We start from the raw sequence: 14,879 nt of genomic DNA, 5'->3' as shown, positions 1-14,879 counted from the left end.
CAGGTTCGACGCTAGACCGGTTCTGGTCGCGTTTGAAGTGCACCTACCGCCAACGACCGAATGTGGAATTCGGTCAGTTGAACTGAACGAATCCCACATTCGGTCGGTCGGGATGCAGAGAGCGGCGCGAGGCCCGGGACCTAGAAGTCCCAGTCCTCGTCCTCGGTGTTGACTGCCTTGCCGATGACGTAGCTGGAGCCGGACCCGGAGAAGAAGTCGTGGTTCTCGTCCGCGTTCGGGGAGAGTGCCGACAGGATCGCCGGGTTGACGTCGGTCTCGTCCTTGGGGAACAGCCCCTCGTAGCCGAGGTTCATCAGCGCCTTGTTGGCGTTGTAGCGCAGGAACTTCTTGACGTCCTCGGTGAGACCGACCTCGTCGTAGAGGTCCTGCGTGTACTCGACCTCGTTGTCGTACAGCTCGAACAGCAGCTCGAACGTGTAGTTCTTGAGGTCGTCGCGCTCCTCCTGCGTGAGCTGCTCGAGCCCGCGCTGGTACTTGTAGCCGATGTAGTAGCCGTGCACCGCCTCGTCGCGGATGATCAGCCGGATCAGGTCCGCGGTGTTGGTGAGCTTGGCCCGCGAGGACCAGTACATCGGCAGGTAGAAGCCCGAGTAGAACAGGAACGACTCGAGCAGCGTCGAGGCGACCTTCCGCTTGAGCGGGCTGTCCCCGTTGTAGTACTCGAGAACGATCTCGGCCTTGCGCTGCAGGTTCGGGTTCTCCTCCGACCAGCGGAACGCGTCGTCGATCTCACGGGTCGAGCAGAGCGTCGAGAAGATGCTCGAGTACGACTTCGCGTGCACCGACTCCATGAACGCGATGTTGGTGTACACCGCCTCCTCGTGCGGGGTCAGCGCGTCCGGGATGAGACTGACGGCGCCGACGGTGCCCTGGATGGTGTCGAGCAGCGTCAGGCCGGTGAAGACCCGCATCGTGAGCTGCTTCTCGCCCGCGGTCAACGTGTTCCACGACGGGATGTCGTTGGAGACCGGCACCTTCTCCGGCAGCCAGAAGTTGCCGGTGAGACGGTCCCACACCTCCGAGTCCTTCTCGTCGGGTACGCGGTTCCAGTTGATCGCCGACACCCGGTCGATCAGCTTGATCTTCTGGCTCACGATGTCCTCACTCCGTTCGAAAGATCGTTCGCAGGCCTCACAACATGCACGAGACGCAACCTTCCACCTCGGTGCCCTCCAGTGCCATCTGCCGCAGGCGGATGTAGTACAGCGTCTTGATTCCCTTGCGCCACGCGTAGATCTGCGCCCGGTTGACGTCGCGGGTGGTGACCGTGTCCTTGAAGAACAGCGTCAGCGACAGGCCCTGGTCCACGTGCTGGGTGGCCGCGGCGTAGGTGTCGATGATCTTCTCGTACCCGATCTCGTACGCGTCCTGGTAGTACTCCAGGTTGTCGTTGGTCAGGTAGGGCGCCGGGTAGTAGACGCGGCCGATCTTGCCTTCCTTGCGGATCTCGATCTTCGACGCCACCGGGTGGATGGAGCTGGTGGAGTGGTTGATGTACGAGATCGACCCGGTCGGCGGGACGGCCTGCAGGTTCTGGTTGTAGATGCCGTGCTTCTGCACCGACGCCTTGAGCTCACGCCAGTCGTCCTGGGTCGGGATGTGCACGCCCGCATCGGCGAACAGTGCACGCACCCGATCGGTGGCAGGCTCCCACACCTGATCGGTGTACTTGTCGAAGTACTCGCCCGATGCGTACTTCGAGTCCGGGAAGCCCGCGAAGTACGTGCCGCGCTCCTTCGCGATCTCGTTCGAGGCGCGGATCGCGTGGTACACCACGGTGTAGAAGTAGATGTTCGTGAAGTCGATGCCCTCCTCGGATCCGTAGTGGATCCGCTCGCGGGCGAGGTAGCCGTGCAGGTTCATCTGCCCGAGACCGATCGCGTGGCCCTCGTCGTTGGCCTTCTTGATCGACGGCACCGAGTCGATGGAGGTCTGATCGGCGACCGCGGTCAACGCCCGGATGGAGACCTCGATGGTCTTCGCGAAGTCCGGCGAGTCCATCGCCTTCGCGATGTTCAGCGACCCGAGGTTGCAGGAGATGTCCTTGCCGATGTTGCTGTAGGACAGGTCGTCGTTGAACTCCGACGGCGTCGAGACCTGCAGGATCTCCGAGCACAGGTTCGAGTGGGTGATCTTGCCCTTGATGGGGTTGGCCCGGTTCACGGTGTCCTCGTACATGATGTACGGGTAACCGGACTCGAACTGCAGCTCGGCGACGGTCTGGAAGAACTCGCGCGCCTTGATCTTCGACTTGCGGATCCGCTTGTCGTCGACCATCTCGTAGTACTTCTCGGTGACGTTGATGTCCGCGAACGGCACCCCGTAGATGCGCTCGACGTCGTACGGCGAGAAGAGGTACATGTCCTCGTTCTTCTTCGCCAGCTCGAACGTGATGTCCGGGATGACCACGCCGAGGGACAGCGTCTTGATGCGGATCTTCTCGTCCGCGTTCTCCCGCTTGGTGTCGAGGAAGCGGTAGATGTCCGGGTGGTGCGCGTGCAGGTACACCGCACCGGCACCCTGCCGGGCACCGAGCTGGTTGGCGTACGAGAACGAGTCCTCGAGCAGCTTCATGATCGGGATGACACCGGAGGACTGGTTCTCGATCTTCTTGATCGGGGCACCGTGCTCGCGAACGTTGCTGAGCAGCAACGCAACTCCGCCGCCGCGCTTGGACAGCTGCAGCGCCGAGTTGATGGAGCGGCCGATGGACTCCATGTTGTCCTCGATGCGCAGCAGGAAGCAGGAGACGGGCTCGCCGCGCTGCTTCTTGCCGGAGTTGAGGAAGGTCGGGGTGGCCGGCTGGAAGCGGCCGGAGATGATCTCGTCGACCAGCTGCGTCGCGAGCTTCTCGTCACCGGCCGCGAGGGTGAGCGCGACCATGCAGACCCGGTCCTCGAACCGCTCCAGGTAACGCTTGCCGTCGAACGTCTTGAGCGTGTACGAGGTGTAGTACTTGAACGCGCCGAGGAACGTCGGGAACCGGAACTTCTGCGCGTAGGCGTGGTCGATCAGTTCCTTGACGAAGTTGCGGGTGTACTGGTCGAGAACCTCACGCTCGTAGTAGTTCTCCTTGATCAGGTAGTCCAGCTTCTCGTCCTGATTGTGGAAGAAGACCGTGTTCTGGTTGACATGCTGGAGGAAGTACTGGTTCGCCGCCTCACGGTCCTTGTCGAACTGGATCTCGCCGTTCGGGCCGTACAGGTTGAGCATCGCGTTCAACGCGTGGTAGTCGAGCTCCCCCGCGGACGCATCGGGTCGTGCCGTAGCGCGTTCTACACTCCCAGCCGGGGCTGCGTCGGTGATTGTCGGTGCCACTGTTCACTCTCCATGAATTGTCCGAGGCCGTCCCGGACGGCCAATACGTCTTCGGCGCTGCCCATGAGTTCGAATCGGTACAGGTACGGAACCCGACACTTCTGCGAAATCACGTTCCCGGCATAGCAATACGACTCGCCGAAGTTCGTATTGCCCGCAGCGATGACGCCGCGGATCAGCGAGCGGTTGTGTTCGTTGTTGAGGAACCGAATGACCTGCTTGGGCACGTAGCTCGTGTCCCGGCCGGTCACCGTCGTGCCTCCCCCGTAGGTGGGGAGGATCAGGACGTACGGTTCATCGACCTCGAACGCGCCGTCGCGGTCGTGGAGCGGAATTCTGGTGGCCGGGATCCCCAGCTTCGACACGAAGCGGTGGGTGTTCTCCGACGCACTGGAGAAGTAGACCAGCGAGGTCACGGCCGATCATCTCCGTCGATCTGTTCAGGCGGCACTCGTCGCCAGGGTCTTGATCCGGTCGGGACGGAAGCCGGACCAGTGGTCGTCGCCGGCAACCACGACGGGCGCCTGCAGGTAGCCCAGCGCCATCACGTAGTCACGCGCCTCGGCGTTCTCGGTGATGTCGATGATCGAGTACTCGATACCGGCCTTGTCGAGCGCCCGGTAGGTCGCATTGCACTGAACGCATGCCGGCTTGGTGTAGACGGTGATGCTCATAAGTCCTCTTCCCCTTGGCTTACGAATCGATCAGTGAACGGTGTTTACTCGGCACTTCTGAACGCGGTCGGCACGACCGTCAACAGCCGGATCGTGTCGACGTCGGTGACGCCGATCTCCCCTACTGAAGCAGCCCCGCGGCCCGCAATTCTCGACCGTTCCGGCACTGCCCTCTCGGTGGATAAGACACTACACCTTGTGGCCGACATTCCCGCAACACGCGAGATGTTGTGAACGACAATCGTGAAATTCCCAGGTCGTAAGCCTTTGCGCAGGTCACCGGCGCGTCGCCCACGGCGTGTTCCACGTCACTCGATCCGGATTCCACCACGGTGTTCGCTGCGATGTGCCTGGTCGTCCTAGGGTGAGCCCGTGACGACCCGCGACGACCCCCGGCACCCGGCCACCGTCGCCGACGTGACGCCCCTCTCACCCAACCTGCGGCGGATCCGGTTCACCGTCGACGCAGCGACCGGATTCACCACCGGCGGGGAGCCCGACGAGCGGGTCCTGATCGCCTTCGGAGCCGGAGCCGCGGGCGACGACCACCGCCGGAGTTACTCCGTGCGCGGGTGGGATCCGGTCCGACACCTCCTCGACGTCGATTTCGCGGTCCACGCGGGAGGCGCCGCCGCCGAATGGGCCCGGTCCGCCGCGCCCGGCGACCCGGTGCACCTGTCGTCAGCGAAGGGGTGGTGGCGTCCACCGCCCGGCGCCCGGCACCTGCTCCTGCTCGCCGACCTGACCGCGCTGCCCGCCGCGGGCCGAATCGTCGAATCGCTCCCTGCCGGCGTCACTGCCCGTGTCGTCGCCGAGATCCCCGACGACGGGGACCGGCAGGAATGGCACACGGAGGCCGACGTCACGGTGACCTGGCTGACGAGCACCGACGACGGCCGCTCCCCCGGCGTCCTCCTCGACGCGCTCATCGGTCTCGACGGGCTCGACTCGGTGGCGTACCTGTGGTCGTGCGGCGAAACGACCACGTCCCGACGGATCCGCGCCCACCTGCGCCGCACGCTCGGGTGGGCGCCGGACCGCTACCACGTGATGGGTTACTGGCAGGCGGACAAAGAGCGATGGCTCGCCCGGTACGCCCGCGTGCAGCCTCGGATCGAGGAGCTCGCCGCCCGCGAGCTCGCGTCCGGGAAGACCACCGACGAGGTCCGCGACGCGATCGACGACGCGCTGGCGGAAGCGGACCTGTAGGGGGCCGTCGGCGCGACACCACCGCGTCACATGCGGGCGTAGCGGGCCATGACGAAGCTGTACAGCCCGTACGACGCGATCCCGACTCCCGCCGCCACCAGCAGGAACTGCCCGAACGGAGCCTCACCCAAGGTCTTCACCGCGCCGTCGATGCCGGTGGCCCTGGACGGGTCCGACCGCAGCGTCGCGACGATCACCAGGATCCCGGCGCCGACGATGGCGAGCCCCTTGGCGACGTAGCCGACGACGCCGAGCAGTTCGACGGCCGCCCCACCCGACGTCCTCAGGTCGTCGAGAAAGTTCTTCGACGCACCCTTGTACACGTGATAGCCCCCGATCGCGATCGCGATCAGCCCCACCACGACCAGCACCGCCTTTCCGCCATCCGACTCCATGAGGCGGGCACTCAGGCCCGCGTTCTGTTCCCCGCTGGATTTGCCGCTTCCCCGCGCGAACCGGAATGCGGAGTACGCGAACGCGAAGTAGACGACTGCCAGTCCGAATGCCTTGGCCCGGTCGAAGAGCGACGCACCCTCCCGCGGCGTGGTCTCCGTCGCGTGCGGTCCGATCACGGTTTCCGCGAGACGCCACAGTCCCATCGCGACGAAGACGACAACACCGATCCAGAGCACGATCGCGCCGCCCGCGGTCGAGGCCAGCGTGCCCAGTGCCCCCGACTGGTCGGCGGTGCCGCCGCCACCGAACGCCAGCCGGACGACGACGTACCCGATCAGTAGGTGCACGAACCCGCTCATCAGGTGCCCGCCACGCGCCGCCCGTTCGAAGGCGGTGCTGTCGGTGGCCCTGTCGACCGCACGATTGACGGCATTCTCGGTCATGATCCGCCCCTGGGTTGTCGGGATCCGACGCCGCCGTCCGGCAGCGCGAACTCTGACGTGATTACCCCCGGCGCGGACCGATCATGCCTGGCTCGGGCTCACGCCAGGCGCCCGAATCCCACCACCGCGGAGTCCTCCGCCCAGTCGACCGTGTGGACGCGGATCTTGCCGAACTCGTTTCCGCCGACGGTGGTCGCGGTGTCCCCGTCGACCGCGACGACGACATTGGTGTGCTGGCCCACCCAACTGGAGTTGTCGTAGAGCACGACGTCACCGACGACGGGACGGTAGCCGCCGCCGACCGGCTCGAACCGGTCCTCCGACTGGTAGTACTCCTGCAGCGTGTACACGCCGGGGATGCGCCAGTGCCCGGAGTTCGGGTTCGACAGCGGCTGCCCCGCCTCCCGCATGATCCAGCTGACGAAGTCCGCGCACCACGGCTCCTTCACACCCTCGGAGTAGAACGTCCCCGGCCGCTGGGCGTCGTGTTCGGCCTCGAGCAGGTCCACGACCGCGACCTGCTGCGCGGACAGCGCGCCGCGGTCCACGTCGGGGAAGCCGGTGGTGTCCCACGGCAGGTAGCGGCTGGGCACCGCCCACAGCACGCCCACGACGAGCACTGCGAGGAGCGAGACGGCAGCGGCGGTCCACACGAGCGCGCGGCGGCGGGTGCGGGTCGGGGTGGGCGTCGTCATGGCACCCAACATAGCCAGACAGACGAGTGTGGGACCCCTCCCGACATCCGGGAGGGGTCCCACACTTCGTCACGTGAGAAGTCGGTCAGCTCTTGGCGTGCCGTCCGGCTCGGCTCTCGTAGTCGGCCCGGTCCTCGAGCTCGTCGATCTCGGAGATCAGCTCGGCGTCGGCACCGCCGACGGACAGGACGTCGGCCGCACCCTGCGCGGCCCGCTCGGCCTCGAGCTGCTCGATGCCGCTGTGGGTCTTGAGCGCGACCTCCTTGAGGAACGCGATCGCGACGAGGCTGAGCAGAGCGAGGATGCCGGAGATCAGGAACACCCGGGCGGTCGCGTCACCGTAGGCGCCACGCACGATCGCGGAGATCGGTGCGGGCAGCTCCTTCAGGTTCGACAGCCCGGCCCCGGAGCCGCCGGCCTGGCTCATGTCGACACCGGCCGCGACGAGACCCTTGGCGATCAGGTCCGACACGTGCGTGGACAGCACCGCGCCGAGCACCGAGACGCCGGCCGCACCGCCGAGCGAACGGAAGAACGCCACGGTGGCGGTGGCCGAACCGAGGTCCGTCGGCGCGACGTTGTTCTGCACAGGCAGAACCAGGTTCTGCATGGTCATGCCCATGCCGGCGCCGAGAATGAACAGGTACACCCCGATCAGGACCATGTTGGTCTCGTGGTCGGTGGTCGACAGCAGCAGGAAGCCGGCGGCCATGCCGATCGCACCGACGATCAGGAAGCGCTTCCACTTGCCGAACTTGGTGATCAGCGAGCCGGAGACCGTCGCCGACAGCATCGACCCGATCACCATCGGCAGGGTCAGCAGACCCGCCGCGGTCGGCGAGTAACCACGCGCGATCTGGAAGTACTGGCCGAGGAACACGGCGCCACCGAACATCGCGACACCGACGGCGATGCTGGCGAGGGTGGCCAGCGTCATGGTGCGGTCCCGGAACAGGCGCAGCGGGACGACCGGATCCTTGGCCTTGGTCTCGGCGAAGATCGCCAGGCCGAGCAGCACGACGCCCGCGGCGACGAGCTCGTAGGAGGTGGCCGAGGCCCAGGCGAAGTTCTTGCCGGCCAGGGTGACCCAGATGAGCAGCACGCTCACGCCCGCGGCGATCAGGGTGGCACCGACGTAGTCGATCTTCACCTCCCGCTTGACGACGGGCAGGTTCAGCGTGCGGCCGATGACGACGAGCGCGATCACGGCGAGGGGTGCACCGACGAAGAAGCACCAGCGCCAGCCGAGCCAGCTGGTGTCGACGATCACGCCGCCGATCAGCGGTCCGGCGACGGTCGCGACGGCCATCACCGCGGCCATCGGTCCCTGGTAGCGGCCGCGCTCACGCGGGCTGAACATCGCGGCGATGATGATCATGCCGAGCGCCTGCAGGCCACCGAGGCCCAGGCCCTGGATGACGCGGAAGCCGATCAGCATCGGCACGCTCGACGACAGGCCGGCGAGGACCGAGCCGAGGGTGAACAGCAGCAGCGACAGCTGGATCAGGAGCTTCTTGCTGACGAGGTCGGCGAACTTGCCCCAGATCGGGGTGGTCGCGGTCGAGGCCAGCAGCGTCGCGGTGACGACCCAGGTGTACTGGTCCTGGGTACCGTGCAACTCGGTGATGATCGTCGGCAGCGCGTTCGACACGATCGTCGACGACAGGAACGCGACGAACATGCCGAGCAGCAGGCCGACGAGGGCCTCCATCTTCTGCTTGTGCGTCATCCCGCCCACCGACTCGTCGCCGAGAGCTGGTGGACTGTCCGGAGACGTCGACGAACTCATGTTCACTCCTTTTGAGAAATAGGTCCGCGCGGTACGCGCGGAAAACAAGTGCGGCCGACGTCGGGCGCCGGCCGGGGAAGACGATGCGCGCGGATCAGTGCGCGCCGGTCACCGGGCTCGGAACGGAGCCGACCGCGCCGCGAAGCCGATCCAGGCGAGCGGTGAGGTCGTCGACCTCCTCGTCGGTCCAGTCGGCCATCGCCGACCGGGCCCACTCGAGCATGACCTCTCGGTGCACCTGCAGGGCGTTGGCTCCCTCCTCCGACAGCGTCAGCAGGGAGGCCCTGCCGTCGAGCGGATCGGGGGTGCGCACCACGTATCCCAGCGACTCGGCGTGCGCGATCTGCCTGCTGAGCGCGGACTGCGTCACCCGCAGATCCTCCGCCAGCATGCTCGGACGGTTGCCCTCCGCGCAGGCGATGTGCGCCAGCAGAGCCCCCAGCGGCGGCGGCAGCATTCCACGATGCGAACCCCGTGCCGCGACGGTGCGGGCTTGCCGGACCAGACCACGCATCGACTCGATCAGATTCGACGCGGACTCCGGACTGACCATCTCACCCTCCATTAGTTGATGGTTGCAACCATAAACCCAGTTGATTGCATCCAGCAACTATCTGGGGTGTGACCCTCACCCCACCTCGTTGCCGAGCCTGCGCAGCAGGGCCGACAGCGTCCGCAGGTCGGCGGGATCCCACTGGCCCAGCGTCCGCCGCCACTGCGAGACCCGCTCGTCCCGCTGGGCAACGAGCCGCGTCCGGCCGTCGGCGGTCAACTCGACCAGCTTCGCGCGCGCGTCGGAGGGGTCCGGGATCCGGCGCACCAGGCTCAACCGGGTCAGCGCGTCGATCTGCCGGCTGAGCGTGGACTTCTCCAGGCCGAGCGTGGCGATCAACGTCGCCATCGGCACAGCGTCGTCGTTCCGGGTCAGCAGCATCAGCAGGGGGTAGCAGGCCGGATCGAGCTTCGGGTCGATCTCGTGCGCCCGCTCCCTGGAGCTGACGCTGCCACGGCGCCACATGTCCACCAGCTCGACCTCGAGCTCCGCGATCGGATCCGGTCCCACGTTGCCAGCACTCCTTCACTCACCCGACGCCCGACGAGCCCGACGCCGCACCCGCGACCATCCAACCAGGCGTGACCGGGGCGCGCCGAACCCTTCACCTGCGACCTCCACCGATGGAAGATGGTCCACAACCCCATGTTTTGCGGAACACCGGGAGGCAGCCGTGGATCCACTGGTCGCGATCGCCCAGGGCACCGTGCTGGGCACCTCACAGGGCGGCGTCGTTTCGTTCAAGGGCATGCCGTACGCCGCCCCACCGGTCGGCGAGCACCGGTTCGCCGCACCCTCTCCCCCACCCCACTGGGACGGGATTCGCCGGGCGACCGAGTTCGGGCCGACCGCACCCAAACCCCCGTACCCCAGCCCGCTCGATCGACTGCTCCCCGAGCCGGACCACCCCGGCGACGACTTCCTGAACCTGAATGTGTGGACCCCGAGCCTCGAGGGCCGGGCCCCGGTCCTCGTCTGGATCCACGGCGGCGCCTTCGTCAACGGCTCCGGCTCCGTCCCCGCCTACGACGGCAGCGCGTTCGCCCGCGACGGAATTGTCTGCGTCACAATTAATTACCGTCTCGGAGCCGAGGGGTTTCTGCTGATCGACGGGGCCCCGGCGAACCGCGGACTGCTCGACCAGATCGCGGCGCTGCGATGGGTCCGGGACAACATCGGTTGTTTCGGCGGCGACCCGGACCGGGTGACGATCGCCGGTGAGTCCGCGGGCGGGATGAGCGTGGTCACGCTGCTGTCGGCGCCGGCCGCGGCCGGCTTGTTCACCCGGGCGATTGCCCAGAGCGGCGCAGGCCACCACGTGATGGCCGCCGAGACCGCAAAGAAGGTGACGGCGGCGGTCGCGGACCTGCTCGCGGTGCCACCCACCCTGGCGGGCCTCTCGTCGGTGGCTCCGACAGACCTGGTCGACGCGCAGGCGACGGTGTCGGCGCGGATCGCCCGCGAACCCAACCCCGCGGTGTGGGACGAGATCGCCACCGACTCGATGGCGTTCGAGCCATGCCTGGACGGCGAGGTGCTCACCACCCGGCCGATCGACGCCCTCGCCGCGGGCGCCGGAACCGATGTGGACGTGCTCGTCGGCAGCAACGCCGACGAGCACACGCTCTTCCTGATGCCCAGTGGCGTCGCCGACTTCCTGCACGAGGACGTGCTCGCCCTCGCCGCGACCGGACTGGGCCTCGATCCGGATGCCGCGGTGGCGCTCTACCGGAAGGACCGCCACGGGGCGACCCCGGGCGAGGTGCTGGCCGCGGTGCTGCGCGACCGCACGTTCTGGATCCCCGCGATTCGCGTGGCCGAGGCCCGTTCCGCCCATGCCGCGGACACCTTCGTTTACGAATTCACTTGGCGGACTCCACAGCTGGACGGCCGACTGGGCTCCACCCACGCGCTCGAGATCGGCTTCGTGTTCGACAACCTGCACGGGCCGGACCTCGAGCCACTGGCCGGGCCGCACCCGCCGCAGGCGCTCGCCGACGAGATGCACCGCGCCTGGGTGGACTTCGTGCGCACCGGCGACCCGGGATGGCCCGCCTACGGCACCGATCGCACCGTGCGCGTCTTCGGCGGCGACGCCGAGCACGTGAAGGATCCCCGCCCCGAGCTGCGCGCGCTCTGGCACGGGATTCGCTGAGCCTCCACGACCACCGGCACGGACCCGCACCGCACTCGGCGGCGCGGTCCGGCGGTCGTGCCCACCCACTCGGCCGGGGCAGGCGAACTCCTTGACGTTACCCAGGCCACAACTTATTGTAGCGATCACTCCAAATGTGCGGACTACGAAATGAGAGCCTCGACGTGAGCGAGCACCCCGTCTACGACGTCGCCATCGTGGGATACGGCCCCACCGGTGTCACCGCAGCCAACCTCCTCGGACAAGCAGGGCTGAACGTGCTTGTCGTCGAACGAGATCCGGACATCTACGCGAGAGCACGCGCGATCTCCACCGACGAGGAGGTGCTGCGCATCTGGCAGCAGGTCGGGCTCGCCGACCGCCTCGACGCAGACATGCTCGAAGGCGGCACGGTTGCGTTCGTCGACGCCGCTGGGCGGCCGTTCTCCGAGGTCCAGGCCGTTTCCCATGGCTGCGGCCATGCCCCGCAGCAGTTCATCTACCAGCCCGCGATGGAGCAGGTTCTCCGGGACGGCGTGGACCGATTCCCCAACGTCGAGGTCAGATTGGGCCACGAGTGTCTGCGTCTGATCCAGAACCCGGATGACGTGACCCTGATGCTGGCGGACCTCGAGACCGATTCCTTCGTGCGTGAACGTGCCCGCTACGTGATCGCCGCGGACGGCGGGTCGAGCCCCACCCGTGGCCAGCTCGGCATCGGCTACGAGGGCAGGACATTCGGCGAACGCTGGGTGGTGATCGACACGGAGGTCCTCCAGGAGTGGCCGGGACACGACCGACTCCGGTTCCACTGCAACCCGGCCCGCCCCACCGTCGACTGCCCCACCCCGCTCGGCCATCACCGCTGGGAGTTCCCGGTCCGCGACGGCGAGGACGAGAAGGAACTGTCCACGGACGCGGCGATCTGGCGGATCCTGCGCGGCCAGGGCATCACCGAGCAGAACGTGAAGATCCTGCGCGCGGTCGTCTACAGCCACCACGTACGTTTCGCCGACCGGTGGCGCGTCGGCCGGATCTTCCTCGCGGGTGATGCCGCACACGCCATGCCGCCGTGGATCGGCCAGGGGATGTCGGCGGGGGTCCGTGACGCGGCGAACCTGTGCTGGAAACTCGAGGCAGTGCTGCGCGGCTCGCTCCCCGAGTCCGTGCTCGACACCTACCAGACCGAGCGGATGCCGCACGTCCGGGAGGTCACCCGCCGGGCCGTGAACACCGGCAGGCTGATCGTCGAGCGCCGCCCGTGGGTGGCCACGATGAGAAACCACACGATGCGTGCGCTGTCGAAGATCCCCGGGTTCACCGACTTCGCGATCGAGCACCTGTGGATCCCGGAGGCGCACTACCCGAAGGGATTCCGATCCGGCGGCAAGGGCGCCGCGCTCGGGCGGCAGATTCCGCAGCCGTGGGTCACGGCGGCGGGGCAGGACCGGCCGCAACGCCTCGACGACATCCTCGGGCAGCAGTGGACGATCCTGCATCTGGGTCCGCGGCGACCGCAACCGTCCTGGGACGCGGGCGGTGTCCGCTCCCTCGAGATCCGTCCACCGGGCTCGGTCTCGGGCGGCGGACTGGTCGACGCGGCGGGCACCCTCACCACCTGGATGCACGATCACGACGCCGACGTCCTCGCGGTTCGGCCCGACGGATTCGTGTATGCCGCAGGCTCTTCCGGACACCTGCCCGCGCCCCCTCCGGGCTTGCGCGTCCACCCGCACACCACGAACCACACGATCGGAGAAGACGCATGACCGCTGCAAAGCTGACCGAGCGGACCGTCACCACGGCCGACGGTAAGGAGATCTTCTACGCCGAGACCGGCGCGGGACCGACCGTGCTGCTGCTGCACGGCGGCGGACCGGGGGCGTCCGGGGTGTCCAACTACTCGCGGAACATCGCCGCTCTCGCGGCCGATTTCCGGGTGATCGTGCCGGACCTGCCCGGCTACGGCCGCTCGTACAAGGGCATCGACCAGGGCGATCCGTTCCGGGCGCTGGCGGACGGCATCCGCGGACTCATGGAAGTCCTCGGCGTCGAGCAGGCCGATCTCGTCGGCAACTCCTACGGCGGCGCGTGCGCGCTGCGCCTCGCGCTGGACACCCCGGAGCGGGTGCGCCGCATGGTGCTGATGGGGCCCGGCGGCATCGGTACCACGCGTGGGGTTCCGACGGCGGGACTGCAGTGCCTGCTCGGGTACTACGGCGGTGACGGCCCGTCTCGGGAGAAGCTCGAGCGGTTCATCCGCGACTACCTCGTGTACGACGATCATCTTCTTCCCGACGAGGTGATCGACGAGCGCTACGCCGCGAGCATCGATCCCGAGGTCGTCGCGAACCCGCCGCTGCGCCGGCCGTCCGGTCCGACCGCTCTGCGGACCATGGTGCGCATGGACTTCACGCGCGACAAGCGACTGCGCTCGCTGGCGACGCCGACGCTCGTGGTCTGGGGTGCGGAGGACAAGGTCAACAAGCCGAGCGGCGGCACGACCCTCGCGAAGACGATGCCGAACTGCGATCTGCTCTCGGTGGCGAACACCGGGCACTGGGTGCAGTGGGAACGCTCCGGCCTGTTCAACGCCGTCACCCGCGCCTTCCTCACCGAGGAGCGTCCGTGACCGCCTCCGTCTTCGGCAACGTCCACCTCGGTTACGTCGTGATCGAGACCGAGAAGTTCTCGGACTGGCGGCGATTCGGCGCGGACGCGATCGGGATGCACGTCGACGGCCTCGACGCGCGCACGATGCGTTTTCGCATGGACGACCACGAGTGCCGGTTCCTGCTTCGCCGCGGCCCCGGGGAGGACGTGACCGCGTTCGGCTGGCAGGTCGACGACCACGAGTCCTTCGACCGCATCGTGGCCCGCGTGGCGGCGGCCGGCGTGCCGATCCGCGAGGGCAACGCGGAGGACTGCGCGCTGCGCGGTGTCGAGCGTCTGCTCCGCTTCCCGGGGCCGAAAGGCATTGCGCAGGAGATCTTCACCACCGCCCGGCTCAGCGCAGCCCCGCTGCGCGCCACGTCGAGCTTCGTCACCGGCGAGGCGGGCCTGGGTCATGTCGCGATCACGTCGACGAGGCCGACGCAGATGCGCGCCTACTTCACCACGGTCTTCGACGCCCGGTTGTCGGACTACATCGACGAGCGGATGAGCGGCGTGCGGCTGAAGGCCAGGTTCCTGCGGGTCAACGAACGCCACCACTCGGTCGCGATCGCGTCGGTGCGCGGCGTGCCGATGGACCCGCTCCGGACCAGCATCCAGCACGTCAACGTGCAGGTCACAACCCTCGACGAGATGGTCGCCGCGTACCAGCGGGTGACGGAGCTGGGCTTCCCGATGATGTGGGAAATCGGCCAGCACACAAACGACCGGGAGTTGTCGTTCTACGCGGGTACGCCGTCGGGTTTCGAGTGGGAGGTGGGCTGGAACCCGATCGTCGTCGACGAGTCGACGTGGGAACCGACGACTCATCAGGGGTTCAGCATCTGGGGCCACAAGCGTGAGGGCGAGACCATCGCGTACAAGCTCGCACAGTTCCGCCGGGGGCTGGCATCGCTGACCGAGCGCGAGGAGTGGGTGCCCGCCCTGTCCGGCAACGGAATTGCGGATTACGGGCCGCAGGGCTGAACGAAAAC

15 protein-coding genes are annotated in these 14,879 nt (G+C 67.4%); 6 read left to right on the top strand and 9 right to left on the bottom strand.

The genetic code is table 11. The features are described 5' to 3' along the window. Nucleotides 1–140 precede the first annotated feature (140 nt). From nrdF to ACWDUM_RS17325, 4 genes are read right to left on the bottom strand one after another with little or no spacing between them, the layout of a single operon-like run. Nucleotides 141–1,103, bottom strand: a complete 963-nt coding sequence (gene nrdF, locus ACWDUM_RS17340) for a class 1b ribonucleoside-diphosphate reductase subunit beta (protein WP_450135199.1) — start codon at nt 1,101–1,103, stop codon at nt 141–143. Nucleotides 1,104–1,152: 49 nt separating this feature from the next. Beyond that, nucleotides 1,153–3,339, bottom strand: coding sequence for a class 1b ribonucleoside-diphosphate reductase subunit alpha (gene nrdE / locus ACWDUM_RS17335; RefSeq protein WP_450134911.1), 2,187 nt, complete (start codon nt 3,337–3,339; stop codon nt 1,153–1,155). After that, nucleotides 3,297–3,755 carry a class Ib ribonucleoside-diphosphate reductase assembly flavoprotein NrdI gene (nrdI, locus tag ACWDUM_RS17330; RefSeq protein WP_450112701.1) on the bottom strand — a complete coding sequence of 153 codons (459 nt, stop codon included), beginning with the start codon at nt 3,753–3,755 and terminating at the stop codon, nt 3,297–3,299. Before nrdI ends, nrdE begins: the two co-directional genes overlap by 43 nt. A 24-nt stretch (nt 3,756–3,779) precedes the next feature. Continuing rightward, nucleotides 3,780–4,013: a redoxin NrdH gene (locus tag ACWDUM_RS17325; protein WP_450112700.1), complete on the bottom strand. Its 234-nt coding sequence runs from the start codon at nt 4,011–4,013 to the stop codon at nt 3,780–3,782. A gap of 33 nt (nt 4,014–4,046) precedes the next feature. On the opposite strand from ACWDUM_RS17325, the gene ACWDUM_RS17320 reads away from it, so the two are divergent. Further along, nucleotides 4,047–4,247: a hypothetical protein gene (locus ACWDUM_RS17320; RefSeq protein ID WP_450112699.1), complete on the top strand. Its 201-nt coding sequence runs from the start codon at nt 4,047–4,049 to the stop codon at nt 4,245–4,247. Nucleotides 4,248–4,385: 138 nt separating this feature from the next. Further along, a complete protein-coding gene (locus ACWDUM_RS17315) occupies nt 4,386–5,222 on the top strand; it encodes a siderophore-interacting protein (protein ID WP_450134910.1) in 837 nt (278 codons plus the stop codon). A gap of 26 nt (nt 5,223–5,248) precedes the next feature. Here ACWDUM_RS17315 and ACWDUM_RS17310 read toward each other — a convergent pair whose 3' ends face one another. From ACWDUM_RS17310 to ACWDUM_RS17290, 5 genes are all read right to left on the bottom strand, one after another. Further along, nucleotides 5,249–6,061, bottom strand: coding sequence for a DUF1206 domain-containing protein (locus ACWDUM_RS17310; RefSeq protein ID WP_450134909.1), 813 nt, complete (start codon nt 6,059–6,061; stop codon nt 5,249–5,251). 98 nt (nt 6,062–6,159) lie between these two features. Beyond that, the gene (locus tag ACWDUM_RS17305; protein ID WP_450134908.1) at nt 6,160–6,756 is read right to left on the bottom strand and encodes a CHAP domain-containing protein; all 597 of its coding nucleotides are present in this window, start codon (nt 6,754–6,756) and stop codon (nt 6,160–6,162) included. A gap of 85 nt (nt 6,757–6,841) precedes the next feature. After that, on the bottom strand, nt 6,842–8,485 hold the full coding sequence (locus ACWDUM_RS17300) for a DHA2 family efflux MFS transporter permease subunit (RefSeq protein WP_450135198.1): 1,644 nt from the start codon (nt 8,483–8,485) through the stop codon (nt 6,842–6,844). A gap of 154 nt (nt 8,486–8,639) precedes the next feature. Further along, nucleotides 8,640–9,098: a MarR family winged helix-turn-helix transcriptional regulator gene (locus ACWDUM_RS17295; RefSeq protein WP_450112695.1), complete on the bottom strand. Its 459-nt coding sequence runs from the start codon at nt 9,096–9,098 to the stop codon at nt 8,640–8,642. Nucleotides 9,099–9,173: 75 nt separating this feature from the next. Continuing rightward, the gene (locus ACWDUM_RS17290; RefSeq protein WP_450112694.1) at nt 9,174–9,608 is read right to left on the bottom strand and encodes a MarR family winged helix-turn-helix transcriptional regulator; all 435 of its coding nucleotides are present in this window, start codon (nt 9,606–9,608) and stop codon (nt 9,174–9,176) included. A 163-nt stretch (nt 9,609–9,771) separates the two neighbouring features. Between ACWDUM_RS17290 and ACWDUM_RS17285 the strand changes: the two genes are divergently transcribed. From ACWDUM_RS17285 to ACWDUM_RS17270, 4 genes are all read left to right on the top strand, one after another. After that, nucleotides 9,772–11,253, top strand: coding sequence for a carboxylesterase/lipase family protein (locus ACWDUM_RS17285; RefSeq protein WP_450134907.1), 1,482 nt, complete (start codon nt 9,772–9,774; stop codon nt 11,251–11,253). 164 nt (nt 11,254–11,417) lie between these two features. After that, nucleotides 11,418–13,001, top strand: a complete 1,584-nt coding sequence (locus ACWDUM_RS17280; protein WP_450134906.1) for a bifunctional 3-(3-hydroxy-phenyl)propionate/3-hydroxycinnamic acid hydroxylase — start codon at nt 11,418–11,420, stop codon at nt 12,999–13,001. Beyond that, nucleotides 12,998–13,864, top strand: a complete 867-nt coding sequence (locus ACWDUM_RS17275) for an alpha/beta fold hydrolase (protein ID WP_450134905.1) — start codon at nt 12,998–13,000, stop codon at nt 13,862–13,864. Before ACWDUM_RS17280 ends, ACWDUM_RS17275 begins: the two co-directional genes overlap by 4 nt. Beyond that, entirely contained in the window at nt 13,861–14,871 is a 1,011-nt protein-coding gene (locus ACWDUM_RS17270) for a VOC family protein (protein WP_450134904.1), read from the top strand. The genes ACWDUM_RS17275 and ACWDUM_RS17270 overlap by 4 nt, the downstream gene beginning before the upstream one ends. The last annotated feature ends 8 nt before the right edge of the window (nt 14,872–14,879 follow it).

This window comes from Rhodococcus sp. NPDC003322 (genome assembly GCF_053589555.1).
The sequence above is the reverse complement of the archived record's forward strand: the minus strand, read 5'-3'. Positions and strand labels throughout refer to the sequence as shown.

Coding starts and splice junctions, on each gene's coding strand:
- ACWDUM_RS17325 (WP_450112700.1), bottom strand. CDS start 4,013: ATGAGCATCACCGTCTACACCAAGCCGGCATGCGTTCAGTGCAATGCG.
- ACWDUM_RS17310 (WP_450134909.1), bottom strand. CDS start 6,061: ATGACCGAGAATGCCGTCAATCGTGCGGTCGACAGGGCCACCGACAGC.
- ACWDUM_RS17305 (WP_450134908.1), bottom strand. CDS start 6,756: ATGACGACGCCCACCCCGACCCGCACCCGCCGCCGCGCGCTCGTGTGG.
- ACWDUM_RS17300 (WP_450135198.1), bottom strand. CDS start 8,485: ATGACGCACAAGCAGAAGATGGAGGCCCTCGTCGGCCTGCTGCTCGGC.
- ACWDUM_RS17295 (WP_450112695.1), bottom strand. CDS start 9,098: ATGGTCAGTCCGGAGTCCGCGTCGAATCTGATCGAGTCGATGCGTGGT.
- ACWDUM_RS17275 (WP_450134905.1), top strand. CDS start 12,998: ATGACCGCTGCAAAGCTGACCGAGCGGACCGTCACCACGGCCGACGGT.